This window comes from Asanoa sp. NPDC049475 (assembly GCF_040676915.1).
In the GTDB taxonomy this organism is placed as follows: domain Bacteria; phylum Actinomycetota; class Actinomycetes; order Mycobacteriales; family Micromonosporaceae; genus Asanoa.
Genome location: NZ_JBFAPY010000004.1, coordinates 779,187 through 801,804 on the forward strand (window position 1 = coordinate 779,187; position 22,618 = coordinate 801,804).

21 protein-coding genes and 2 pseudogenes are annotated in these 22,618 nt (G+C 70.0%); 11 read left to right on the top strand and 12 right to left on the bottom strand.

Annotated elements, in window-relative coordinates:
- Positions 1 to 349: 349 nt before the first annotated feature.
- The 4 genes and pseudogenes from AB0J88_RS19260 to AB0J88_RS19275 all read right to left on the bottom strand — a co-directional run.
- Positions 350 to 589: pseudogene (locus AB0J88_RS19260) on the bottom strand (diaminopimelate epimerase); the annotation flags it as partial.
- Between the two features lie 411 nt (positions 590 to 1,000).
- Positions 1,001 to 1,579: pseudogene (dapF, locus tag AB0J88_RS19265) on the bottom strand (diaminopimelate epimerase); the annotation flags it as partial.
- A gap of 44 nt (positions 1,580 to 1,623) precedes the next feature.
- Complete coding sequence (miaA, locus tag AB0J88_RS19270) at positions 1,624 to 2,541, bottom strand: tRNA (adenosine(37)-N6)-dimethylallyltransferase MiaA (protein WP_364342460.1); 918 nt, start codon at positions 2,539 to 2,541, stop codon at positions 1,624 to 1,626.
- The gene (locus tag AB0J88_RS19275) at positions 2,538 to 3,218 is read right to left on the bottom strand and encodes a hypothetical protein (RefSeq protein ID WP_364344513.1); all 681 of its coding nucleotides are present in this window, start codon (positions 3,216 to 3,218) and stop codon (positions 2,538 to 2,540) included. The genes miaA and AB0J88_RS19275 overlap by 4 nt, the downstream gene beginning before the upstream one ends.
- 239 nt (positions 3,219 to 3,457) lie before the next feature.
- Here AB0J88_RS19275 and AB0J88_RS19280 point away from each other — a divergent pair, with 239 nt between their 5' ends.
- A complete protein-coding gene (locus tag AB0J88_RS19280) occupies positions 3,458 to 4,666 on the top strand; it encodes a DUF349 domain-containing protein (protein ID WP_364342457.1) in 1,209 nt (402 codons plus the stop codon).
- Positions 4,667 to 4,845: 179 nt separating this feature from the next.
- Complete coding sequence (locus tag AB0J88_RS19285) at positions 4,846 to 5,004, top strand: hypothetical protein (protein WP_364342454.1); 159 nt, start codon at positions 4,846 to 4,848, stop codon at positions 5,002 to 5,004.
- A gap of 28 nt (positions 5,005 to 5,032) precedes the next feature.
- Here AB0J88_RS19285 and AB0J88_RS19290 read toward each other — a convergent pair whose 3' ends face one another.
- Entirely contained in the window at positions 5,033 to 5,893 is an 861-nt protein-coding gene (locus AB0J88_RS19290) for a DUF4262 domain-containing protein (RefSeq protein WP_364342451.1), read from the bottom strand.
- Positions 5,894 to 6,028: 135 nt separating this feature from the next.
- Here AB0J88_RS19290 and AB0J88_RS19295 point away from each other — a divergent pair, with 135 nt between their 5' ends.
- Positions 6,029 to 7,615, top strand: a complete 1,587-nt coding sequence (locus AB0J88_RS19295) for a cellulase family glycosylhydrolase (RefSeq protein WP_364342449.1) — start codon at positions 6,029 to 6,031, stop codon at positions 7,613 to 7,615.
- 144 nt (positions 7,616 to 7,759) lie between these two features.
- On the opposite strand, the gene miaB is transcribed toward AB0J88_RS19295, so the two are convergent.
- Positions 7,760 to 9,247: a tRNA (N6-isopentenyl adenosine(37)-C2)-methylthiotransferase MiaB gene (miaB, locus tag AB0J88_RS19300; protein WP_364342446.1), complete on the bottom strand. Its 1,488-nt coding sequence runs from the start codon at positions 9,245 to 9,247 to the stop codon at positions 7,760 to 7,762.
- A gap of 29 nt (positions 9,248 to 9,276) precedes the next feature.
- Positions 9,277 to 9,777, bottom strand: coding sequence for a hypothetical protein (locus AB0J88_RS19305; protein WP_364342443.1), 501 nt, complete (start codon positions 9,775 to 9,777; stop codon positions 9,277 to 9,279).
- Positions 9,778 to 9,897: 120 nt separating this feature from the next.
- On the opposite strand from AB0J88_RS19305, the gene AB0J88_RS19310 reads away from it, so the two are divergent.
- The 4 genes from AB0J88_RS19310 to AB0J88_RS19325 all read left to right on the top strand — a co-directional run bounded on the left by AB0J88_RS19310 (position 9,898) and on the right by AB0J88_RS19325 (position 13,239).
- On the top strand, positions 9,898 to 10,656 hold the full coding sequence (locus AB0J88_RS19310) for an amino acid ABC transporter ATP-binding protein (protein WP_090794675.1): 759 nt from the start codon (positions 9,898 to 9,900) through the stop codon (positions 10,654 to 10,656).
- Positions 10,657 to 10,745: 89 nt separating this feature from the next.
- On the top strand, positions 10,746 to 11,627 hold the full coding sequence (locus tag AB0J88_RS19315; protein WP_364342440.1) for a glutamate ABC transporter substrate-binding protein: 882 nt from the start codon (positions 10,746 to 10,748) through the stop codon (positions 11,625 to 11,627).
- A gap of 80 nt (positions 11,628 to 11,707) precedes the next feature.
- A complete protein-coding gene (locus tag AB0J88_RS19320; RefSeq protein WP_364342437.1) occupies positions 11,708 to 12,382 on the top strand; it encodes an amino acid ABC transporter permease in 675 nt (224 codons plus the stop codon).
- Entirely contained in the window at positions 12,379 to 13,239 is an 861-nt protein-coding gene (locus AB0J88_RS19325) for an amino acid ABC transporter permease (protein WP_364342435.1), read from the top strand. The genes AB0J88_RS19320 and AB0J88_RS19325 overlap by 4 nt, the downstream gene beginning before the upstream one ends.
- 1 nt (position 13,240) lies before the next feature.
- Here AB0J88_RS19325 and AB0J88_RS19330 read toward each other — a convergent pair whose 3' ends face one another.
- Both AB0J88_RS19330 and rny read right to left on the bottom strand, forming a co-directional pair.
- Positions 13,241 to 13,888, bottom strand: coding sequence for an isochorismatase family cysteine hydrolase (locus AB0J88_RS19330; protein WP_364342432.1), 648 nt, complete (start codon positions 13,886 to 13,888; stop codon positions 13,241 to 13,243).
- 253 nt (positions 13,889 to 14,141) lie between these two features.
- Positions 14,142 to 15,917 (bottom strand): ribonuclease Y, encoded by a 1,776-nt coding sequence (rny, locus tag AB0J88_RS19335; protein ID WP_364342429.1) that lies wholly within the window; start codon positions 15,915 to 15,917, stop codon positions 14,142 to 14,144.
- Positions 15,918 to 16,476: 559 nt separating this feature from the next.
- Here rny and AB0J88_RS19340 point away from each other — a divergent pair.
- Positions 16,477 to 16,947, top strand: a complete 471-nt coding sequence (locus tag AB0J88_RS19340) for an NUDIX domain-containing protein (protein WP_364342426.1) — start codon at positions 16,477 to 16,479, stop codon at positions 16,945 to 16,947.
- A gap of 670 nt (positions 16,948 to 17,617) precedes the next feature.
- On the opposite strand, the gene AB0J88_RS19345 is transcribed toward AB0J88_RS19340, so the two are convergent.
- The 3 genes from AB0J88_RS19345 to AB0J88_RS19355 form a co-directional block, all read right to left on the bottom strand.
- The gene (locus AB0J88_RS19345; protein ID WP_364342423.1) at positions 17,618 to 18,211 is read right to left on the bottom strand and encodes a regulatory protein RecX; all 594 of its coding nucleotides are present in this window, start codon (positions 18,209 to 18,211) and stop codon (positions 17,618 to 17,620) included.
- A gap of 461 nt (positions 18,212 to 18,672) precedes the next feature.
- Positions 18,673 to 19,719 carry a recombinase RecA gene (gene recA / locus AB0J88_RS19350; protein ID WP_089254688.1) on the bottom strand — a complete coding sequence of 349 codons (1,047 nt, stop codon included), beginning with the start codon at positions 19,717 to 19,719 and terminating at the stop codon, positions 18,673 to 18,675.
- A 185-nt stretch (positions 19,720 to 19,904) separates the two neighbouring features.
- A complete protein-coding gene (locus AB0J88_RS19355; RefSeq protein WP_089254668.1) occupies positions 19,905 to 20,105 on the bottom strand; it encodes a DUF3046 domain-containing protein in 201 nt (66 codons plus the stop codon).
- Positions 20,106 to 20,251: 146 nt separating this feature from the next.
- Here AB0J88_RS19355 and AB0J88_RS19360 point away from each other — a divergent pair, with 146 nt between their 5' ends.
- The 3 genes from AB0J88_RS19360 (at position 20,252) to AB0J88_RS19370 (ending at position 22,591) form a co-directional block, all read left to right on the top strand.
- A complete protein-coding gene (locus AB0J88_RS19360) occupies positions 20,252 to 20,638 on the top strand; it encodes a GntR family transcriptional regulator (RefSeq protein WP_364342420.1) in 387 nt (128 codons plus the stop codon).
- 61 nt (positions 20,639 to 20,699) lie between these two features.
- Positions 20,700 to 21,599: an ABC transporter ATP-binding protein gene (locus AB0J88_RS19365; protein WP_364342417.1), complete on the top strand. Its 900-nt coding sequence runs from the start codon at positions 20,700 to 20,702 to the stop codon at positions 21,597 to 21,599.
- A complete protein-coding gene (locus tag AB0J88_RS19370) occupies positions 21,596 to 22,591 on the top strand; it encodes an ABC transporter permease subunit (protein WP_364342414.1) in 996 nt (331 codons plus the stop codon). Before AB0J88_RS19365 ends, AB0J88_RS19370 begins: the two co-directional genes overlap by 4 nt.
- Positions 22,592 to 22,618: the final 27 nt, after the last annotated feature.

The window sequence follows — 22,618 nt, forward strand, 5'->3', positions numbered from 1 at the left end:
GCGATGCGCGGGCGAGACGGACGCGCGGAATGGGTCCGTGGCACGTGTCTCCGCCCGCAGCACGACCGCCCGACGCGCCCGCACTCGCAACGCCTCGGACGGAGTCACCTTGCCGGCAGCAGCCCGAACCATCCGTGGCCGGACTGGCCCCCTTCGGGCAACGTTTCCGGCTTCCGCCGGCCGTTCACCGGCCTGAGTTGGCAACGCCGCGGCCTACGTCGCCGGTAGTGCGAGCCCGCCCGCACCGACGTCGACCTGGCCGCCGAGGCCGTCCCGGCTGACCCCACAATTCGCGACGGCGATCGGCCCGTTTGCGTGCGGGCGGGGGGTGGCTCGTGTGCGTGGTTGGTTAGGCGGTGGGGAGGGTTTCGCCTGTGGCTACCAGGACGGCCGGGCCGGTGAAGACGCAGGTTTCGCCGTCCAGTGCGACCGTTAGGCGGCCGCCGGGTAGGTCTACCGCGACCACTCCCGTTTGCTTGCCCGCGTCGCGTAGGGCTACCGCTGCCACCGCGATCGCGCCTGAGCCGCAGGACAGGGTTTCGCCTGAGCCTCGTTCGTAGACGCGCATCGCGACATGGGCGTCCACGCCAACCGGGACCGGGCGCTTGTCGACCGCGATGTGGCCGAACTCCCCACCTCGGCGGTCGACGGCGATGTGGCCGCGGTCCGGCTGGGACGGTGGTGGCGAGTCAACGGCGATGTGACCCTGCTCGCGCCGGTCAGCCGGCGGCGAGTCCACGGCGATATGACCACGCTCCGGGCCGGTCACCGGCGGCGGCGAGTCGACAGCGATGTGTCCCTGCTCGCGTCGGTCAGCCGGGGGCGTGTCCACCGCGATATGACCACGATCCGGGCCGGTCACCGGCGGCGAGTCAACCGCGATGTGACCACGATCCGGGCCGGTCACCGGCGGCGAGTCCACCGCGATGTGACCACGGTCCGGGCCGGTCACCGGCGGCGAGTCCACCGCGATGTGGCCGAAGGTGGCCGCTTCGCTGGCGCCGGGCACGACGAACTCGACGTTGACGCCCGTGGGGAATGCCGTCGGGTCGTACGACGGTGCCCTGGTCAGGTCCAGGTCTCCCAGGGACATCCCGGACGGGAGGGCGCAGACCAGGTGGGGGTTGCCGACGTCTACCGACGTGCCGGTGAAGGTCAGGCCGCCCACCGTCGCGGTGGAACCCGGACCCACGCGTGGGAGGGGAAGGACGACCGAGACCGAGTCCGGGGTGACCGTGGCCTGGACCACGCCCGCGCGGGTGGCGATCGGGAATGTCGCTCCCTCGACCAGGCCGTCGGTGGACAGGAAGCGGGCGAAGACGCGTACGCCGTTGCCGCACATCTCGGCGATCGAGCCGTCTGCGTTCCAGTAGTCCATGAACCACTCGGCCTCGCCTGCCAGGTCGACCGCGTGCGGGTGCTTGGCCGCGCGGACCACCCTTAGGACGCCGTCCGCGCCGATCCCGAAGCGGCGGTCGCAGAGTGCCGCCACCGTCTCCGGCGTCAGGGCCAGGACGCCGTCCGGGTCCGGGAGGATCACGAAGTCGTTGCCGGTGCCGTGCCCCTTGACGAACCGCACCACTGCCCCCTTGTCGAGCCGCCCCCCAACAGATACGCCGCCCATCATGGCGCACCCGCCCGCTCCGCGTGGACCGCGTGCAGTGCCATCGTGACAAGCTCCGGATCCGCGCCGTCCAGCCAGGTGATCCGGGGGTCGCGGCGGAACCAGGTTCGCTGGCGGCGTACGAAGCGGCGGGTTGCCCGGATCGTCTCGTCGTGCGCCTCCTGTTCGGTGCACTCCCCCGCCAGAAACGCCAGGACCTGCTGGTATCCGAGCGCCCGACTGGCCGTGCGGCCCTCGCGCAGGCCCTCCGCCACCAAGCCGCGGGTCTCCTTCACCAGGCCCGCCGACCACATGTCCGAAACCCGCGAGGCCACCCGGGCGTCGAGCGTCGGGCCGGCCACGTCGACCCCGATCTGCACAGAGGGATAAAACGGCACCGGCTCGGCGGGGAGGGCCGCCGCGAAGGGCTGGCCGGTGAGGGTGATCACTTCGAGCGCTCTGACGATCCGGCGGCCGTTGGTCGGCAGGATCTTGGACGCCGCCGCCGGGTCGGCCGCCCGGAGCCGCTCGTGCAGGGCCGGCGCGCCGACGGCGGCCAGCTCCGCTTCGAGGGTCGAGCGCAACGCGGCGTCCGTACCCGGAAAGTCGAATTCCTCCAGAACCGCCCGGACATAGAGGCCCGAGCCGCCGACCAGCAGCGGCACCTTGCCCCGGCCCAGGATGTCGTCGATCGCCGCCCGGGCCAGCCGCTGGTATTCCGCCACGCTGGCCGGCGCCGTCACGGGCCAGATGCCGAGCACGTGATGCGGGATCCCGCGGCGCTCCGCCGGCGACACCTTGGCGGTGCCGATGTCCAGACCCCGATAGAGCTGCATCGAGTCGGCATTGACCACCTCGCCGCCGAGCTCTTCGGCCAGCGCCAGGCTGAGCGCGGTCTTGCCGGCGGCGGTCGGGCCGACCACAGCGATCACGGTCATGAGCGTTGCCAACTCGCGACGAAGTACCCGACGCCGTAGGGGGCGCCGTAGTAGGAAAGGTCGCCCTGCCAGGTGCCGCCGGCGGCGCCCACCGCCCCGGCCAGCGCCTGGAACGCGGGGCGGCCGGCCACGCCGAGCTCCGCAGAGACGACCGGGTCCAGGCCGTGCAGGACGGAGAGGTCCACCGACGCGAGCGCCGCCGCCAGTGCGTCGTCGTAGGGTTCCGCGCGCGGGTCGTCGTACCCGGGCGACTTGACCCCACGCGACGCGGACCCGTCACCCATCACGAGCAGCCCCCACGGGCCGTCGGGGGCGCAGCATTCACCGAAGTCGCGGCACGTGTCGGGCGAGGCGTCCGCGGCGATGCCCTGCATGTTGACCATGACCGGCTGCCGTGGCGGGTGTTGCCGCAACAGCCACGCGGCTATCGCCAGGCTCAAGGGCAACTCGCGGCTCTCCAGCGGGTCGTGCGGGCCGAGCGACACGTCGAGGTCGACACCCCAGGGGCGCAGCGAGCCGCGCTGGGGCGGGTCATAGGACGTCATGGCCGAATCCGCCCCGAACACCACGATCTGGCGCGCACCGGCCTGGCCCAGCGTCGTCACCGCGCTCGCGCAGGCGGCGCGCAGGTCGTCGAGCTCGGCGGCGGCGCCACCGGCCACCTCGGGGACGATCATGGGCGGATGAGGACAGACCGCGACAGCTACGAGGGTCACGGCATAACGGTATCGGGGGTGCGGTCCGCCGCCGCCTGATTCCCGCCCCGGTCTCCGTATGGTCACGGTCGCCAATAGGCGCTCGACGCGGACGGGGTGGGACCTGTGACAATGCAGCGGTAACAATACTGCGCTATGGCGACGCCCGAAGGGTGCATTCCTTGCATTCTCGACGGAGTCGGACGAACGAGGATGGGCAGATGAGCGACTGGACGGCCTTCGGACGCGTGGACGCGGAGGGCACGGTTTACGTCAAGACGGCCGATGGGGAGCGGGTCGTGGGCTCCTGGCAGGCCGGGTCGCCTGAGGAGGGCCTGGCCCACTTCGCCCGGCGGTTCGCCGACGTGGTCACCGAGGTCGACCTCGTCCAGGCCCGGATGGGCTCTGGGGCGGCCGACGCGGCGCACTCCCTCGCGACGATCCGCCGCATCCGCGCCTCGCTGCCGGAAGCCCACGTGGTCGGCGACATCGACGGGCTCATCTCCCGGCTCGACAAGCTGGCCGAGTCCGCCGAGGCGAAGGCCGGCGAGGCCCGCGCCGCCCGCGAGACCGCCCGCGCCGAGGCGCTGGTCCGCAAGACCCAGCTCGTCGAAGAAGCCGAGAAGATCGCGGCTGAGTCCACCGGCTGGAAGTCCGCCGGCGACCGGCTCAAGGAGATCCTCGACGAGTGGAAGACCATCCGCGGGGTCGACAAGAAGTCCGACGGCGAGCTGTGGAAGCGTTTCGCGGCTGCTCGGGACGGCTTCACCCGCCGCCGCGGCGCGCACTTCGCGACTCTCGACGCGCAGCGCAAGACGGCGCAGTCCGCCAAGGAGGACCTGGTCACCGAGGCTGAGTCGCTGCGGGACTCGACCGACTGGGGTCCCACCGCCGCCCGGCTCAAGGACCTGATGACCGAGTGGAAGGCCGCGCCGCGCGCGTCGAAGGAGGCCGAGCAGCGCCTCTGGGAGAGGTTCCGCGCCGCGCAGGACGCCTTCTTCACCAACCGCAGCGCCGTGTTCAGCGCCCGCGACGCCGAGCAGCGGGGCAACCTCGAGCGCAAGCAGGCACTGATCACCGAGGCGGAGTCGATCGACGTCGACGCCGACCCGCGCGCCGCGCAGGCGAAGCTCCGCGAGATCCAGGGCCAGTGGCACGACGCGGGCCGGGTTTCCCGCGACGACGCCAGCAAGCTCGACCGCCGGATGCGCGCGGTGGAGGAGAAGGTCCGGGTCGCGATGGACTCGGCGTGGCGCCGCACCGAGCCGTCCGCCAACCCGCTCCTGGTGCAGATGCGCGAGCAGGTCGCCGAGGCCGAGCAGCGCCTGGAACGCGCCCGCAACGCCGGTGACGCCAAGCGCATCCGCGAAGCGGAGAACGCCCTCAACCAGAAGCGGCAGTTCCTCAACCTCGCCGAACAAGCCAGCTGACCTGGCCCAGCAAGACCAGATATCAAGGCTTTTCCCGGGTCCGTCGTGGTCCGGACCGTTGCTCCCGCCGGAGAACGGCCCGGTCCCTGGCGGGCCCGGGCCTGCCAGGTCCGCAGTGCCTTGTCGCGGGCGCTGCGAGGACCCACAGAATTGTCGGTGGTGGCTGGCACACTCCGTGCATGACTTACGACTCAGCGGCACGGAGAGGTGACCCGCCCGCGTCGACCACCCGCGGTGCGGACATGTTCGACGGCGCGGCACGGATGGCGACCGACCATGGCCCCGCCCGCCGCGACCTGCGACTACGTGTGCGTCGGCCCGGTCCCGAGGAGCCATGAGCTCCGGTCGCCCAGCGGACGCGGCGCATCAACCGCTCACGGGCAGCGGTTGGCAGGTCTGCCATGCGGTGGTGCTCTCGGCACGCTGCTGTTCCGACAGCGGTCCCCGTTGCCAGTCACGTTCCGGGACGAGCGTGGCGATGTGTCCGGCGGGCAGGTCGGCGAGCGCGCTCAGGGTCGGGTGGCGTTCGACGGCGTGGCCCAGGTAGGCCAGGCACAGGTCGTCGGCCGCGTAGCCGCGGGTGTCCAGCACGTCGAACCTGCCGTCGTCGAAGACGACCACGGCCGGCGACGTCCGCCCGGCCAGCAGCGACCGCGTGGTCAGAGCCCAACTGTCCGGCTCCGCCGGCAGCGGGAAGTCGTTGCCGAACGTGCCGACCAGGCGCCAGCTTCCGGCCGGGTGTGCCGACACCGGCAGCCAGCCGAACGCCTGGCGGGTGCGGCTGCTGACCGTGGCCTCGTCGTTCCAGGGCCAGCGGCCGGCTCCGTCGGGCCAGACGAGCTGCCAGATCGGGACCGACCAGCCGCCGTAGAACCGATAAGCCGTGCCGAACAGGGCATCGCGCCACGACTCGTCGACGGGGCGCAGCATCGTCCTGTGGCCCTCGATGACGCCGGTGAACGGTTCCTCGGCGGCCGGCCAGCCGATGTCACGCAAGCGTTCCACGCAGGTGTTGAGCCATAGCTGCATGTGTTCGCCGGCCAGGCCGAACATCACGATCTCGGGGATCTGGAATGAATGCCACAAGCCGACCGTGTACGCGAAGTCGACCGTGCCCGGCACCAGCAGCGAGCACCAACCGTGCTTCTCGACGGTCGCGATGGTTCCCGTGTCACGGCCGCGGGGCACACCACCGCAGATCACGCACGGGCAGGCTGGATCTTGCACGCCGGGATCGTACAACCCTTGACCAGAAGCATCGACCGCGATCACAATGGGCGGCGGAGCCAGGGCACGCACCGCGAGAGGCGCCGATGACGGCGCGCGCGGACTTCGTACCCCCGCGAAATGGAGCCCTGGCACATGCAACGCAAACCTGTTCGCGCGGCGCTCGCCGCAGTTGTCGTCGCGGCCGCGACCGTGCTCGTCGCGGTTGGGGTGACCTCCGGACCAGCGCTCGCCGCCGGCACCGGGACCGGTTACCTGCGGACGAGCGGCAACAAGATCGTCGACAGCACCGGTGCGACCGTGCGGCTCACCGGGATCAACTGGTTCGGCATGGAGACCGACAACAAGACCTTCCACGGTCTGTGGTCGAGCAACCCGTGGCGCGGCCAGGTCGACACGATGGCCAACCTCGGTTACAACACCCTGCGCATCCCCTACTCCAACGACGCGCTCAAGGCCGGCGCGACCGCGACCGGCATCAACGACTTCGTCAACCCCGACCTGGTCGGCAACTCGCCGCTGCAGATCCTCGACAAGGTCATCGCGTACGCCGGCACCAAGGGCATGCGGGTGATCCTCGACCGGCACCGGCCCACGAGCGCGCAGCAGACGGCGCTCTGGTACACGGCCGCCGTGCCGGAGAGCACCTGGATCAGCGACTGGCGCATGCTCGCCCAACGCTATGCCAACAACCCAACCGTCATCGGTGCCGACCTGCACAACGAACCGCATGCCGAAGGCACCAACCCCGCGGCGACCGGTGCCTGCTGGGGCTGCGGCGACACCAACCGCGACTGGCGGCTGGCCGCCGAGCGGGCCGGCAACGCGATCCTCGGCGTGCAGCCCAACTGGTTGATCTTCGTCGAGGGCGTGAGCTGCCCGAGCGGTGGACTGTCCAATGTGTGGGACGGGGATACCAGCAACGACGAGGACTGCGGCTGGTGGGGCGGCAACCTGAGCAAGGCCGGCCAGTTCCCGGTGCGGCTCTCGGTGGCCAACCGGCTGGTCTACTCGCCGCACGACTACGCGATCTCCGTCTACCACCAGAGCTGGTTCGACGCGGCGGACTACCCGGCGAACCTGCCGGGGATCTGGGACAAGTACTGGGGCTACCTGTTCAAGCAGAACACCGCCCCGATCATGCTCGGCGAGTTCGGCACCACGCTGGCCGACCCCAAGGACCGCGTCTGGCTCACCAACCTCATGTCCTATATGGGCAGTGGGGTCAACGGGATGTCGTTCACCTACTGGTCGTGGAACCCCAACTCCGGCGACACGGGCGGCATCGCCAACGACGACTGGACGACGATCAACCAGGCCAAACAGTCGATCATCTCGCCCTATCTGATCCCGCCGACGGGAGGCAGCGGGCCGACAAGCGGACCGACCGGCGGACCCACGACGCCGGCACCGCAGGGTGACTGCGATGCCACCTACCGCTCGACGAACAGCTGGCAGGGCGGCTTCCAGGGCGAGCTCACCGTGACAAACCGCGGCACCGCGCCGGCCAACCCCTGGCGGGTGACCTGGACCTGGCCGTCGGGCGTCACCCTGGGCAGCGGCTGGAACGCCACCGTCACCCAGTCCGGCACCACGATCACCGCGGCGGCGCCGACCTGGTCTCCGGCGCTGGCACCAGGTGCGTCGGTGACCATCGGCTTCACCGCCAACGGCACTGCGGCCGCGCCGGGCGCGGTCGCCCTGAACGGCACGACCTGCTGAGAAATCCAGGACCGCGGCGGCGGGTAGCCAACGGCCCGCCGCCGCCCCTGGAACGGCCGTCTCCCGCGGCCCGGCAGACCCAGGCTGAGCCAGACGGCAGTAATTCGCTGCCCGGGCAGACCAGGCGAGGCCAGCGTCCCGACGTCAGTGGGCGGAGCAGGCTGAATCTGCTGGCAACGGCTGGATCGGTGGGCGGCCGATCGACGGCATGCCCAGGCTGACGCCCGGCGTGCGCGGGGTGCGGCCCGCCTCGAACGCGTCGCCGGCCCGGGTGCGGCGGTGCGACAGCGGCGCACCGTCGGCGTTGAGGTGGTGCGGCGCGGCGTAGCTGACCACGGTCTCGACCACGTCGCCAGGCCTGATGCCCTCCAGCGAACCCGTAGCGAAGTGCACGAGCCGCCCGTCGCGTGCCCGACCCGACATCCGCCCGGTGCGCTCGTCCTTGCGACCCTCGCCGACCGCGACCAGCACCTCCACGGTCGAGCCGACCAGCGCCTTGTTCTCCGCCCAGGTGGTCTCCTCGACCGCCTCCATCAGCCGCTCGTAGCGCTCCTGGACCACGGCCTTCGGCACCTGATCGTCCATTGTGGCCGCCGGGGTGCCGGGACGCGGCGAGTACTGGAACGTAAAGGCAGAGGAGAACCGCGCCTCGCGCACCACGTCGAGCGTGCGCGCGAAGTCGTCCTCCGTCTCGCCCGGGAAGCCCACGATGATGTCGGTGGTGATCGCCGCGTCGGGCATCGCCGCGCGTACCTTGTCGATGATCCCTAGGTAGCGCTCTTGCCGGTAGGACCGGCGCATCGCCTTCAGGACCGCGTCGGAGCCCGACTGCAGCGGCATGTGCAGCGAGTGGCAGACGTTGGGCGTCTCGGCCATCGCCGCGATCACGTCGTCGGTGAAGTCCTTCGGGTGCGGGCTGGTGAACCGGACCCGCTCCAGGCCCTCGATCGACCCGCACGAGCGCAGCAGCTTGCCGAACGCCAGCCGGTCGCCGAACTCGACGCCGTAGGAGTTGACGTTCTGGCCCAGCAGCGTCACCTCCAGCACACCCTCGGCGACCAGCGCCTCGACCTCGGCCAGGATCTCCCCCGGCCGCCGGTCCTTCTCGCGGCCCCGCAGCGACGGCACGATGCAGAAGGTGCAGGTGTTGTTGCAACCAACCGAGATCGAGACCCAGCCGGCGTACGTCGACTCGCGCCGAGCCGGCAGCGTCGAAGGGAAGACCTCGAGCGACTCGAGGATCTCGACCTCGGCCTCGGCATTGTGCCGGGCGCGCTCCAGCATCGTCGGCAGCGAGCCGATGTTGTGCGTGCCGAAGACGACGTCGACCCAGGGCGCCTTCTTGACGATCTCGCCGCGGTCCTTCTGGGCGAGGCAGCCGCCGACGGCGATCTGCATGTCCGGCCGGCGGATCTTGGTCGGGCGCAGGTGGCCGAGGTTGCCGTAGAGGCGGTTGTCGGCGTTCTCCCGGACGGCACAGGTGTTGAAGACCACCACGTCGGCGTCATCCGCCTCGGCGCGGACATAGCCCGCCGCCTCGAGCAGGCCGGAGATCCGCTCGGAGTCGTGCACGTTCATCTGGCAGCCGTATGTGCGCACCTGGTACGTGCGAGGGCCCGCTGTAGTAGTCATGACCCCTACAGGGTAGCCGCCGGGAAAGGTCAGGCGGCCAGGCCCGGGACCACCCGGTCGGGGGTCCATCGCGAGTGCTGGCAGGGCACCCGCTGGCGGAGGCACCACGGGTCGTGGCCCGTGCACAACCGCGGGTTGGACCGCGCCTCACCGTCGTCGGTCTCCACCACGTCCACGTGTACGGGTCGCAGGGTGCCGTCGGCCGTCGCCAGCACGTGCCGATCGGGGATGAGGGTGTCGTCGGCCAGCAGCACCCGGCGCCGCAGCAGCGCCGCGACCTCGGCGGCGGCGGCCGGCTCGGCGACCTCGGACGGCGGCGCGTAGCAGTCGATGGCGACCGGGAACTCGCCGACACCGAGCCACACGTCGCAGAGCACCGCGTCACCCGGTGGGTCGTCGTCACCCAATGGAACGACCGCACAACCGGTGACGACGCTTAGTGCGCGCATGACCACGGAAGGTGTCAGGGGCTCCTCCGCGTGCCAGTTCCACATCGCGGAGCCCATCGCAGGGACCGGAGGGATCGCCATACCAACGATCGTGCCTGCCCGCAGGGGTGCACGTCTGCCGCGTTACCGCTCCGTGACCGTTCGAGACCCGTCCTGGCACATAGTCACCCTTAGAGTGGCTGCATCCAGAGGGAGGGGTCGATGGTCGCGAGTAACGCGTCGCAGGAGCCGCTGATCGTGCTCGACAAGGTCAACAAGTTCTTCGGCGACCTGCACGTTCTACGCGACGTCGACCTGTCGGTCGGCCGTGGCGAAGTGGTGGTCGTGATCGGACCGTCGGGTTCGGGCAAGTCCACCCTCTGCCGCGCGATCAACCGGCTGGAGACGATCAACTCCGGTCAGATCACGTTCGACGGCAACACACTGCCCGCCGAGGGCCGTGCACTGGCGCGGCTGCGCAGCGACGTGGGCATGGTGTTCCAGTCCTTCAACCTCTTCGCACACAAGACGATCCTGCAGAACGTGACCCTGGGTCCCATCAAGGTGCGCAAGGAAAAGCCGGAAGAGGCGCGCAAGCGCGGGCTCGCGCTGCTCGAGCGCGTCGGCATCGCCAACCAGGCCGACAAATACCCGGCCCAGCTCTCCGGCGGCCAGCAGCAGCGTGCGGCGATCGCGCGAGCCCTGGCGATGCAGCCCAAGGCGATGCTCTTCGACGAGCCGACCAGCGCCCTCGACCCCGAGATGGTGGGCGAGGTCCTCGACGTCATGACGTCCCTCGCCCGTGACGGCATGACCATGGTCGTGGTCACCCATGAGATGGGTTTCGCCCGGCATGCGGCGAACCGCGTGGTATTCATGGCCGACGGTCAGCTCGTCGAGCAGGCCGAACCGGGCGAGTTCTTCGCCAACCCGCGCAGTGACCGGGCCAAGGACTTCCTTTCAAAGATCCTTACGCACTGACCTCACACGTTCTCTCGTAATCACGATCCTGCACACCAAGGGATCCGGCCGCACCGGCGCCGGGTCTCCTTCACGAGAAGGAGAAGTACATGCGGATGACGCGCGTTGCGGCCACCGCCGCGGCCGCCGTGCTCGCGCTGACGATGGCAGCCTGTGGCAGCGACGACGGCAGCGGCACCGGCACGGGCAGTGGCACCGGCTCGGGCAACAACACCGCGACCGGGGTTGTCGGTAAGGCAGCGTCCGGCTCGTTGAAGATCGGCGTCAAGGCCGACCAGCCGGGTCTCGGCCTGCAGACCGGCACCGCCTACGAGGGCTTCGACATCGAGATCGCGAAGATCATCGCCAAGGGCCTCGGCATGCAGGAGTCCGGCATCCAGTACGTGACCACAGTGTCGGCCAACCGCGAGCCCTACATCCAGCAGGGCACCGTCGACCTGGTGGTCGCCACCTACACCATCAACGACGAGCGCAAGACGAAGGTCAACTTCGCTGGCCCGTACTTCATCGCCGGTCAGGACCTGCTCGTGCCGACCGCCTCGACGATCACCGCGCCGGAACAGCTCGCCGGCAAGAAGGTCTGCTCGGTGACCGGCTCGACCCCGGCCAAGCGCATCCAGGAGAACTACAAGGACGCGCAGCTGCAGCTCTTCGACTCGTACTCGAAGTGCATCACGGCGCTGGCCGGCAACCAGGTCGACGCGGTGACCACCGACGACATCATCCTCGCGGGCTACGCGTCGCAGTCGCAGTACGCCGGCAAGTTCAAGGTCGTCGGCAAGCCCTTCTCCGAGGAGCCCTACGGCATCGGCCTCAAGAAGGACGACAAGGCCGGCTGCGACAAGATCAACGAGATCCTGAAGGCGGCCGCGACCGACGGCTCCTACAAGGCGGCGTGGGACAAGACGCTCGGCGCGAGCGGCACCCCGGCGCCGGAGCTCGACACCAGCAAGCTGACCAACTGCGCCTGACGCGCGACGCGCGGGGCCGGCGGCGGACACGCCGCCGGCCTCTTGCGCGGTAAGCCCCTCAGAAGAGGAAGGAGCGGGGCGTGCCCGTGTTCAGCGATCCCGCCAACTTCGACGCATACGTGTCGGGGTTCATGTGGATCCTCAAGATGACCGGTGCCTCGGCGGTGCTGGCGCTGGTCCTCGGCGTGCTGCTCGCCGCTATGCGGGTGTCGCCTGTGCCGGTGCTGCGCTGGTTCGGCACGGCATGGGTCAACATCTTCCGCAACACCCCGCTGACCCTGATCATCCTCTTCTGCTACTTCGGCCTGTACGCCACGCTCAGCGTGTCGCTCAGTGACGACATCAACCTCAACAACTTCTGGCTCGGCGTCTTGGGCCTCTCGGTCTACACGGCCGCGTTCGTCTGCGAGGCGCTGCGCTCGGGCATCAACACGGTGCCCGCCGGCCAGGCCGAGGCGGCGCGGGCCATCGGACTGACGTTCTCGCAGACGCTGCGGATCGTGGTGCTCCCCCAGGCCGGCCGCGCGGTGATCGCGCCGCTGGGGAGCGTGCTGATCGCGCTCTGCAAGAACACGACCATCGTCGGCACGATCGGGCTGCTCGAAGCCAGCAACATCATGAAGCAGCTGATCAACGACAACGGTGACCAGGTCATCCTGATCTTCTTGGTCTTCGCCGGCACGTTCGCTGCCGTGCTGATCCCTGTCGGCTACCTGTTCGGCTGGCTGGCCAACCGACTGGCGGTGAAGCGATGAGCGGCAACCCGGTTCTCTACGACCACCCCGGCCCGCGGGCCCGGATCCGCAACGCGGTCCTCACCGTCGTCTTCGGTGTGCTGATCCTCGCGGTGCTCTACTGGATCTACCGCAAGTTCGACGAGAAGGGTCAGTTCGCGTCGGTCCTCTGGGAGCCCTTCCTCAAGGGCGCCACCTGGAACAACTTCATCATCCCGGGCATCGAGGGCACGCTGAAGGCGGCCGCGACGGCGATGGTGTTCGCGCTGGCGTTCGGCCTGGTCTTCTCCGTCGGCCGCCTCTCCGACCACCGCTGGATCAGCGTCCCGGCCGGCATCGTGGTCGAGTTCTTCCGCGCGGTCCCGCTGCTCCTGATGATCTTCTTCATCTCGTACGGCGTGCCGTTCCTGATCCAGCAGCCGGTCCCCCCGTTCTGGTCGGTCGTCATCGGCCTGACCCTCTACAACGGATCGGTGCTCGCGGAGGCGTTCCGCGCGGGCGTGCACGCGGTGCCGAAGGGCCAGTCCGAGGCCGCGTACGCGGTCGGCATGCGCAAGAGCCTGGTGATGCAGCACATCCTGGTGCCGCAGGCGGCCCGCGCGATGCTGCCGGTGATCGTCAGCCAGCTGGTGGTCCTGCTGAAGGACACGGCGCTGGGCTACATCGTGTCGTACCCAGAGCTGCTCCAACTCGGCGTCAACGTGCTGTCGGCCAACTACGGCAACGTCGTCGCGGCGGCGATCGTGGTCGCGATCCTCTACATCATCGTGAACTTCGCCCTGACGAGCCTGGCGAACTGGCTGGACCGCCGCACGCAGCGCCGCGGCATCAAGGTCCGGGCGGCGGGTCCGGTCGTCGACGGCGGCGGCGGCGCGTAGGTCAGGCCTCGAGGAGGTCGACGACCTCGTCGGTGGTACGCACGTCGCCGAAGGAACGGTAGATCGTGTGCAGCGCGGCGTTGTGGTCCTGGTCGCGGTTGGCGGAGTTGGCGTCGGCGACCAGCACGACTCGATAGCCGAGCGTGCTGGCGTCGCGCGCGGACGACTCGCAACAGACGTTGGTAAGGGTCCCGGTGATGACGACGGTGTCGACACCGCGCTGGCTCAGCATTCCCGGCAGCGGACAGCGGCCGGGAAAGAAGGCACTGCGTGCGGTCTTCTCGACGACCAGGTCGGCACCGTCCACATCGAACTCATGCCAGAGCCCTTCGTCGCCGGTGCGGGCATAGCGGGCAGCCACCTCCGGCCCGAAGAACTCGACGTCGGTGGGTGACGGCTCGGCGAACCCGGGCAACACCCACGCGACAGTGCCGCCGGCGGCCCGCACGGCGGCAGCCAGCCGCACGATGTTCGGCACGATCCCGTAGGTGTACTCGTTCTCCCGCACATAGAACGGCACCATGTCGACGACAACGAGGGCGGTGCTCGCGGCGGTCAGGCTCCCATAAGCATGCCGCCGCCTCCGCCGACTCTCGTGCCGCGCATACTCCCGCTCCTCGATCCGCCACGCATGCACCTTGCGCTCCACCCCGCGAAGCTACCGGTCCTTCGCACCGCGGCGCAGTGCCGACTGAGCGCACGCATCGCACCCCCGGCGCCCGTCGCCCGGCGCACGCCCGGCAGATCGCGGCGAGCACGGCGGATGGGTTTGGGTTGAGCGCGAGTGCCGCGGACCTGGCAGGGCGAGGGCCGATCTTGCCCTCGCCCGGTCTCCGGCGGGAGCAACGGTCGTGCCCCCAGCGAACCCGGGACCACAGCCTTATGGGTTTGGGCCCTGCGGTTTATCGGGCGATTTCCGTAACCCTCGACTCGCGGACGACGGTCACTCGGATCTGTCCCGGGTAGGTGAGCTCTTCTTCGATCTGCTTGGCGACGTCGCGGGCCAGGACGGCGGCGCCGATGTCGTCGACGTCGTCGGGCTTGACCATGACGCGGATTTCGCGGCCCGCTTGCATCGCGAAGACCTTTTCGACGCCGGTTTTGCCGCCCGCGATCTCTTCGATGCGCTCCAGGCGTTTGACGTAGGCCTCGAGGCTTTCGCGGCGGGCTCCCGGGCGGCCGCCCGAGCAGGCGTCGGAGGCCTGGGTCAGGACCGCTTCGATCGTTTGCGGCTGGACCTCGTTGTGGTGCGCCTCGATGGCGTGCACGACCTCGTCGGACTCGCCGTACTTGCGTGCCAGGTCGGCGCCGATCAGGGCGTGGCTGCCCTCTACCTCGTGGGTCAGTGCCTTGCCGATGTCGTGCAGGAAGGCGCCGCGTTTGATCAGGGGGGCGTCCAGGCGTAGCTCGGCGGCCATGATGCCGGCGATGTGTGCGGTCTCGACCAGGTGCTTGAGCACGTTCTGGCCGTAGCTGGTGCGGTAGCGCAGCCGGCCCAGCAGCGTGACCAGCTCCGGGTGGATCTCGGTGATGCCTACCTCGACGAGGGCGTCCTCGGCGGCCCGCTGGCAGAGGCGCTCGACCTCCTGCTTGGCGGACTCGAAGACCTCCTCGATGCGGTGTGGATGGATCCGGCCGTCCAGGACCAGCTTCTCCAGCGTGAGCCGGCCGATCTCGCGGCGGACCGGGTCGAAGCAACTCAGGAGTACGGCCTCGGGTGTGTCGTCGATGATCAGGTTGACGCCGGTGACCGACTCGAACGCGCGGATGTTGCGGCCCTCGCGGCCGATGATCCGGCCCTTCATCTCGTCGCCCGGCAGGTGCAGCACGCTGACGACGCTCTCGGCGGTCTGCTCGCTGGCCACCCGCTGGATCGCCTCGACCACGATGTGTCGGGCGCGCTGTTCGCCGGTCGAGCGGGCGTCGGCCTCGATGTCGCGGACCAGGATCGCCGCCTCGCGCTTGGCCTGCACCTCGATCGACTCGATGAGCTCGGTGCGGGCCACCTCGGCGGTCAGGTTGGCGACGCGCTCCAGTTCCTTGCGGCGCTGCTCCTCGGCCTCGGCGATGGCGACCTCGCGGGCAACCAGCCCCTGCTCGCGCTCGGCCAGCTCGGCCGTGGCGGCGGCGAGCCGGCGTTCGCGCTCGGTGAGCCGCTCGACCTCTTCGCTGTGCAGCCGCTCGCGCTCGTCCATCCGCGCCGCGCGGCGCTCGACGTCGGCGGCGTGCTCCTTGGTGGTGGCGGCGAGCATGGCGGCTTCGCGTTCGCCGCTGCGGCGGGCAGCGGCGCGTAGCTGTTCCGCGTCCTGCTCGGCCTGCTTGTGTGCGCGCTCCAGAAGCGTGTCGGCCTCGGCGCGGGCGCTGTCGAGCACGCGGCGGGCCTCGGCGCGAGCTGACGAGGCCTCAGCCTTGGCGGCGGCGGCCTCGGTGCGCGCGGCGGCGGCAGCGGACTTCGCGGTGTCGACGGTGGCGCTGACTTCTTCGGCCTTGGTGCGCAGTGTCGCCAGCGACTGCTCGTGCCGCTCACGCTCGACGGCGTAGCTCGGGTCCTCCGGCGTGGGTCCGACGGGCTGGGCGTTGAGCCGGCGCAGCGCGCGGGCACCCAGCACGAGACCGACCAGGACGGCGGCGGCGAGAAGAATGACCGCGGAGAGGAGTACGACGTCGAGTGGGCTCATGCCGCACCGCCCCCACCGCGGCATCGCCGGTGTCGCCCGGTCATGACGCCTCCATTCACCGGTCCGGCGCAAGGGAGGGGGTATCCCTCCCGCTCTCACGCGCGGCTGTACGGACGCCCGACCGAGGCGGCTGTGGCCGTGTCGAGCCGACCGACGGTGCGCCTCTGCGCCGCCGGTTGGCCGGTGCTGCTATCACTTCGTCACCGGACCGGCCTGTCCGAAAACGGGGTATGTAGCCGTGTTACTGGCCAAAAGTGATGCCGTCTTGTTACGCGATCTATGTTGTGCGCTTAGCCTGCGATGGTCGGGCGATCCAATCTGTAACGCGAGGCTAGGTCGCGAGGGGCCGTTCGGTCAAGGACTCATGATCCGGCTGGGCGAGGGACATAGGGCACGGATGCGCTCACCACCTGCTCAACACGCTTCGAACCATCACTGAAGTTGCCAACACCATCCACGTCGCGTGTCGGTAATCGCGCGGTCGCGCAACGTGGATACCCGATGGTGCCACAGCCACGGTCCACAGTCACCGTTGAGGTCGGTCGTTAGCGTGCCCTGGGTGGCCATACCGGACTTCGTCGTCGCGTTGCGTTCCGTCGTCGGTCGCGCGCCCCTGCCGCTCGTGGGCGTCATCGCCGTCGTCTTCGACGAGCTTGGGCGGGTGCTCCTGGTGCGACGGTCGGATACCGGCGAGTGGGCGTTGACCACCGGCTGTCTCGAGCCGGGCGAGCAGCCGGCGGCTGGGGCTGTCCGAGAGGTACGCGAGGAGGCCGGCGTCGAGGTGGCGGTCGAGCGGTTGCTGGCTGTGGAGGCTCTCGACCTGTCTGTGGCCCCGAATGGTGACCAGGTGTGGTGGGTTGCTGTCGGGGTGCGCTGCCGTCTCGTGTCGGGGGAAGCGCACGTCAACGACGACGAGTCGGTTGCGGTCGGTTGGTTCGATCCGACGGAGGTGCCACCGCTGCCCGCACATCAGGCGCGGTGCCTGGAGTTGGCGTTGTCGCCCGACGCTGATGCGTGGTTGGCGATGTGAGCCTGCTTCGGGGTCTCTTGAGGCTGACGCGGTGGCGCGACGGGGGTTGGCCGCGGCGCGGGGTGATCGGGTGCCGCTCATCGGGTGCGTGAGTCCAACCGCTCATGATCGTGTGCGTCTCAGTCTTACGACACGCCGTGTTTCAACCCGACCAACTGCACACGATCACGCATCAGCCCACCGCTTCTCTTGGCCAGCTGCACACGATCATGGCCCAGCTGCGGACATTGTGACCGCGAGGGCGTATCACCTTGACCGGCATGCCCGCGGACGACAGACGGCCCGGAGGCTCGGCCGAAAGACCGGCGCCAGACGAGCCCGACCGGAACGGCCGCCGCCAGACGAGCCCGACCGGAACGGCCGACGCCAGACGAGTCCGACCGGAACGGCCGACGTCAGAAACGCGTGGCAAGGAGTGGCTCGGCGCCAGCCGAGTGCGGCACGGTAGGTCGACCCTGCTGCCCGGCCCCGGAAGGGCGCCAAGCCGACCGGATCGGCAACGCCGACCCCACCGGCCAAGCCCCGCCGGGAACCACGCCAACCCGCCCAACCGGAACGCCCGACCCCACCAGCCCACGCCGGCCCAGAGCGTCGCCAGCCGAGCTCTGCCCGGAGGGTCGAGATCGGCCTGCTGCTCGGGGCCGGCCGCGGCGAATGGTGCCGGCGGTGGTCAGTCCTGGTCGGTCGGGCGGGTGAGGTCCGCGTCGGCTTCCATTGCCGATTCGGCTTCGGCCATGGCGTCGACGTCTACCTGGTCCATGAACTCGGCGGCCTCGGCGCTCTGGGCTGCCAAGGCCTCCTTGACGGCGCGGATGGCCACGCCCGGGGCGTAGCCCTTGCGGGCCAGCATGCCGACCAGTCGGCGGAAGACCTGGTCCGGGTCGCCGCGGACCGTGCGGAGTTTGCGGTCCACCAGGGCTCGTGCGGTTTCGGCCTCGGTCGAGTCGTCGAGTTGTTCGAGGGCCGCGCCGGCAGTGTCGGCGTCGACCCCGCGTTTGCGTAGCTCGTTGGCCAGGGCACGGCGGGCCAGTCCGCGGCCCGCGTGGCGGCTGGTCACCCAGGCACGCGAGAACGCGGCGTCGTCGATGAGGCCTACCTCGTCGTAGCGGTCGAGTACCTCGGACGCCGTCTCTTCAGAGATGCCTCGCCGGGCCAGGGCACGAGCCAGCTCGGTGCGGGTGCGCGGGCGCACCGCGAGCTGCCGCAGGCAGATCTCCCGGGCGAGCTCCGCCTCGTCGGCCGGCGGCGGCTCTCCGTCAGCCATGACCCGCCGCGGCGCGCCGAACCCACCATGCCGACCGCGACCGCCCGGCGACCGACCGCCGGCAGCGCCAGACCCGTCAGAGACCCCAGAGCCGCCACCAACAGCACGGCGGCGACCACGACCGCCACCGCCGAAAGCCGAGCCCTCGCCAGTCGAATCGGACCCGTCACCAAGCCCGAAGCGTTGACCACCACCGACGCCGGGGCGGCCGCGGCTCGCGGGCGCATCGGGGCCCGTGGTCGGGTCGTTGTCGTCGTCCAGGACGGCGGCTCGGCCTCCGTAGGGGTCGCCCAAGGCCTCGGCTCCCTCCGGCCAGAGGAACTCGGCCGTCGGGTCCGTCTGGGTTTCTCCGTCGGGGGCCGGTTGTGGGCGGCGGCGGGTGTTGGGACGTGGTGGTGCCGCGTCCCAGCCTCGGCCGGAACGGGCACCCCTGCGTCGACCGGCCATTGCCGGTCAGCCGGTCAGAAGTCGACCGGCGGCAATTCGAGGCCGCCGGCCGCGTCGCCGGCGCCCTGGCCCACGCCGAGCTTTTCGAGGATCTTCTTTTCGATCTCGGCGGCCACGTCGGGGTTTTCCTTGAGGAACTCGCGGGCCTTTTCCTTGCCCTGGCCGAGCTGGTCGCCGTCGTACGTGTACCACGCGCCCGACTTGCGGATGATGTTCTGCTCGACGCCCACGTCGATCAGGGAGCCCTCGCGGGAGATGCCCTTGCCGTACATGATGTCGAACTCGGCCTGCTTGAACGGCGCCGCGACCTTGTTCTTCACGACCTTGACGCGGGTGCGGTTGCCAACCACGTCGGTGCCGTCCTTGAGGCTTTCGATGCGGCGCACGTCGAGGCGCACCGAGGCGTAGAACTTCAGCGCGCGACCACCCGTCGTGGTCTCCGGGCTGCCGAACATCACGCCGATCTTCTCGCGGAGCTGGTTGATGAAGATCGCGGTCGTGCCCGAGTTGTTGAGGATACCGGTGATCTTGCGCAGCGCCTGGCTCATGAGCCGGGCCTGGAGACCAACGTGGCTGTCGCCCATCTCGCCCTCGATCTCGGCGCGGGGCACGAGGGCCGCGACCGAGTCGATGACGATGATGTCGAGCGCGCCGGAGCGGATCAGCATGTCGGCGATCTCGAGCGCCTGCTCACCGGTGTCGGGCTGGGAGACCAGCAGCGCGTCGGTGTCGACACCCAGCGCCCTGGCGTAGTCGGGATCGAGCGCGTGCTCCGCGTCGATGAAGGCCGCGATGCCACCCGCGCGCTGCGCGTTGGCCACGGCGTGCAGTGCCACCGTCGTCTTACCGGAGGACTCCGGCCCGTAGACCTCGATGACCCGCCCGCGCGGCAGACCGCCGACGCCGAGCGCCACGTCGAGCGCGATGGACCCGGTCGGGATCACCGCCGTCTGGATGACCGGCCGCTCTCCCAGCCGCATCACCGAGCCCTTGCCGAACTGTTTGTCGATCTGTGCGAGAGCAAGGTCTAGCGCCTTGTCCCGATCTGGCCCTTGTGCCATCGCCGCCACCCCTGCCTTCGCCGGCATCTTCGAACTCTTCGTCACGCGGACAACCTAGGCGCTGGGTATGACAGAAAACAGCCGCCGTGCCGCGCCTGTGGATAACCGCCAGCTGTGGACAATAGCCGAACAGGTGTTCTACGCGCGGCGACACGCCGCACATCCGTTCGAAAGACGAGCCCGCTTCAGCGCAACCGCGCCGGCACCCGGTCCGGATAGGCGGCGACCACGGCCCGCCACACGACGACCGTCTCGATCCCGGCGTCCAGCGCCTGCTCGATGGTGCGCCCACCGAGCTGCGGCAGCACCTGGTCGGCGGCGATGCTGGCCGCGTACCCCGGCCCGAACGCCTGCTCGAGCCGCGTCCAGAAATCCGTCAACCGCACAGTCGCAGCACCCCTCACACAACAAAGTCCGAACCGAAACGGTACGCCGCGCGCCCGGCATCCAGGTAACCCACAGCGCCGCGAGCCTTGACGGGACCCCGCCCCTAAAACCTATAGTCCTATGAAACTAGAGAAATGCGGTAACCATGATCGAGTTTCATCTGGACGGTCGCTCCGGCGTCGCGCCCTACATGCAGCTGATCCAGCAGGTGCGGCAGGCACTGCGCCTCGGGTTGCTGCGCGAGGGTGACCGGCTCCCGACGATCAAAGACGTGGTCGCGAAGGTCGCGATCAACCCGAACACGGTGCTCAAGGCCTACCGCGAGCTGGAGTACGAGGGCCTGGTCACCGCCCGCCCCGGCGTCGGCACCTTCGTGGCCCGCACCCTCAACGAGGAGACGAGCGCGGTCGAGCCGCTGCGCGTGGAGCTGCGGGCCTGGCTGCGCCGGGCACAGGCCGCCGGCCTCGACCCGGAAAGCATCGAAGCGCTGTTCGCGACCACCTTCCGCACCCAGTTACAGGAGTCAGCATGAGCGAGCGCAGCGAACCCAGCCGCATCCGGTCTTGCTCCGCCGACCGCGGGGAGGTGGCGGCATGACGGAGGGAAGCAGGCCGGTGTTGCAGGCTGACGGCCTAACCAAGAGGTACGGGCGGCGCGTCGCGTTGGCCGACTGCACCCTGGACGTCCCGCCCGGCCGCGTCGTCGGGCTGGTCGGCCCGAACGGCGCCGGCAAGACCACCCTCCTCCAGCTCGCCGTCGGAATGCTCACCCCCACCGAGGGCCGCATCACCGTGCTCGGTGGCCGCCCCGGCGCCGGGCCGGCCCAACTCGCCAAGGTCGGCTTCGTGGCGCAGGACGCTCCCACGTACGCCAATCTCTCTGTGAAAGACCATCTGCGGTTCGGCGCCCACACCAACCCGCGCTGGGACCAGGCGCTCGCCGACGCGCGGATCGCCGAGCTCGGCCTGGACCCGAGCCAGAAGGCGGGCCGGCTCTCCGGCGGTCAACGTGCCCAGCTCGCGCTGACCATGGCCGTAGCCAAGCGGCCCGAGCTGCTCATCCTCGACGAGCCGGTGGCCAGCCTCGACCCGATCGCCCGGCGCGAGTTCATGCGCGGCCTGATGGCGCACACCGCCGAGCACCGGTCCAGCGTGATCCTCTCCTCGCATCTCGTGTCCGACCTGGAGCGGGTCTGCGACTACGTGATCGTGCTGACCGATTCCCGGGTACGCGTCGCCGGCGACATCGACGAGCTGATGGGCAGCCACTACCGGGTGACCGGCGCCCGCCGTGACGCCGCCGACCTGCCCGCCGGCGCCGAGGCGATCGAGCACAGCCACACCGAGCGGCAGTCGACGTTCGTCGTGCGCAGCCTCGTACCCGTGGAAGACGCGTCGCTGACCGTCGAACAGCTCACCCTCGAAGACCTGGTCCTGGCCTATCTGTCGCGCTCCGTCGCGGCGCACCGGCCCGAGTTGGAGAACGCCCGATGATCTGGTTCACCTGGCGCCAGTTCCGCACGCCGGCCGTCGTGGCCGCCGGTGCGCTCGCCGCGATCGCCGTCGTGCTGCTGGTCAGCCGCGGCACCATCACCGATCTCTACACGGGTGTCGCCGCCTGCCAGAGCGACTGCGGCACCGCCGTCGACGCCTTCCTGACGCGGTTCTACAACAGCACCGGCGGCACTGTTTACTACACGACCCTGGCCATCATGTACGCCGCACCGCCGCTGATCGGCATCTTCTGGGGCGCGCCGCTGGTCGCCCGCGAGATCGAGGCCGGCACGCACCGCTTGGCCTGGAACCAGTCGATCACGCGTACGCGCTGGTTGGCCACGAAGCTCGCCCTGGTCGGTGCGGCCACCGCGGCGGCGGCGGGCGTGCTGAGCTGGGCGGTCACGGCATGGGCGTCCCGGGTCGACAGCGCGGCGGCCGACCGCATCACCCCACTCGTCTTCGGGGCGAGGGGCATCGTGCCGATCGCGTACGCCGTCTTCGCCTTCACCCTCGGCGTCACCGCGGGGATGCTGGTCCGCCGCACGGTGCCGGCGATGGCCGGAACGCTGGCGGTCTACACGGCCGCGGTCGCCGCGATGCCGCTGTGGCTGCGCACCCACCTGGCGCCGGCGACGCACGAGACGCCGCCGCTCGACATGGGCAACCTGGACGCGCTGATGATCGACCAGAGCGGCTCGATGGCGGTCCAGCCGAACGACATGACCAACGCCTGGACGATCACCAACCAGCCGATCACCGCTGACGGCCAGGTCTTCACAGGCCCGGCCGACCCGACACGCTGCGGCCCGACGATGCCGAACGGCTCGTGCGCGGACTGGGTGGGTTCGCTCGGCCTGCGGCAGGACGTGGTCTACCACCCGGACAGCCAGTACTGGACGCTGCAACTGGCCGAAACCGCCGTCTTCCTCGGGCTGGCCGCGGCACTCGCCATCGTCAGCTTCTGGTGGCTCCGCCGCCGCCTGTCCTGACCGCCTTCCGCCTGTCGCTCCGGACGG

Coding starts and splice junctions, on each gene's coding strand:
- miaA (WP_364342460.1), bottom strand. CDS start 2,541: ATGACCGTGATCGCTGTGGTCGGCCCGACCGCCGCCGGCAAGACCGCG.
- AB0J88_RS19275 (WP_364344513.1), bottom strand. CDS start 3,218: ATGATCGTCCCCGAGGTGGCCGGTGGCGCCGCCGCCGAGCTCGACGAC.
- AB0J88_RS19280 (WP_364342457.1), top strand. CDS start 3,458: ATGAGCGACTGGACGGCCTTCGGACGCGTGGACGCGGAGGGCACGGTT.
- AB0J88_RS19285 (WP_364342454.1), top strand. CDS start 4,846: ATGACTTACGACTCAGCGGCACGGAGAGGTGACCCGCCCGCGTCGACC.
- AB0J88_RS19295 (WP_364342449.1), top strand. CDS start 6,029: ATGCAACGCAAACCTGTTCGCGCGGCGCTCGCCGCAGTTGTCGTCGCG.
- miaB (WP_364342446.1), bottom strand. CDS start 9,247: ATGACTACTACAGCGGGCCCTCGCACGTACCAGGTGCGCACATACGGC.
- AB0J88_RS19305 (WP_364342443.1), bottom strand. CDS start 9,777: ATGGCGATCCCTCCGGTCCCTGCGATGGGCTCCGCGATGTGGAACTGG.
- AB0J88_RS19310 (WP_090794675.1), top strand. CDS start 9,898: ATGGTCGCGAGTAACGCGTCGCAGGAGCCGCTGATCGTGCTCGACAAG.
- AB0J88_RS19315 (WP_364342440.1), top strand. CDS start 10,746: ATGCGGATGACGCGCGTTGCGGCCACCGCCGCGGCCGCCGTGCTCGCG.
- AB0J88_RS19325 (WP_364342435.1), top strand. CDS start 12,379: ATGAGCGGCAACCCGGTTCTCTACGACCACCCCGGCCCGCGGGCCCGG.
- rny (WP_364342429.1), bottom strand. CDS start 15,917: ATGAGCCCACTCGACGTCGTACTCCTCTCCGCGGTCATTCTTCTCGCC.
- AB0J88_RS19345 (WP_364342423.1), bottom strand. CDS start 18,211: ATGGCTGACGGAGAGCCGCCGCCGGCCGACGAGGCGGAGCTCGCCCGG.
- recA (WP_089254688.1), bottom strand. CDS start 19,719: ATGGCACAAGGGCCAGATCGGGACAAGGCGCTAGACCTTGCTCTCGCA.
- AB0J88_RS19360 (WP_364342420.1), top strand. CDS start 20,252: ATGATCGAGTTTCATCTGGACGGTCGCTCCGGCGTCGCGCCCTACATG.
- AB0J88_RS19365 (WP_364342417.1), top strand. CDS start 20,700: ATGACGGAGGGAAGCAGGCCGGTGTTGCAGGCTGACGGCCTAACCAAG.
- AB0J88_RS19370 (WP_364342414.1), top strand. CDS start 21,596: ATGATCTGGTTCACCTGGCGCCAGTTCCGCACGCCGGCCGTCGTGGCC.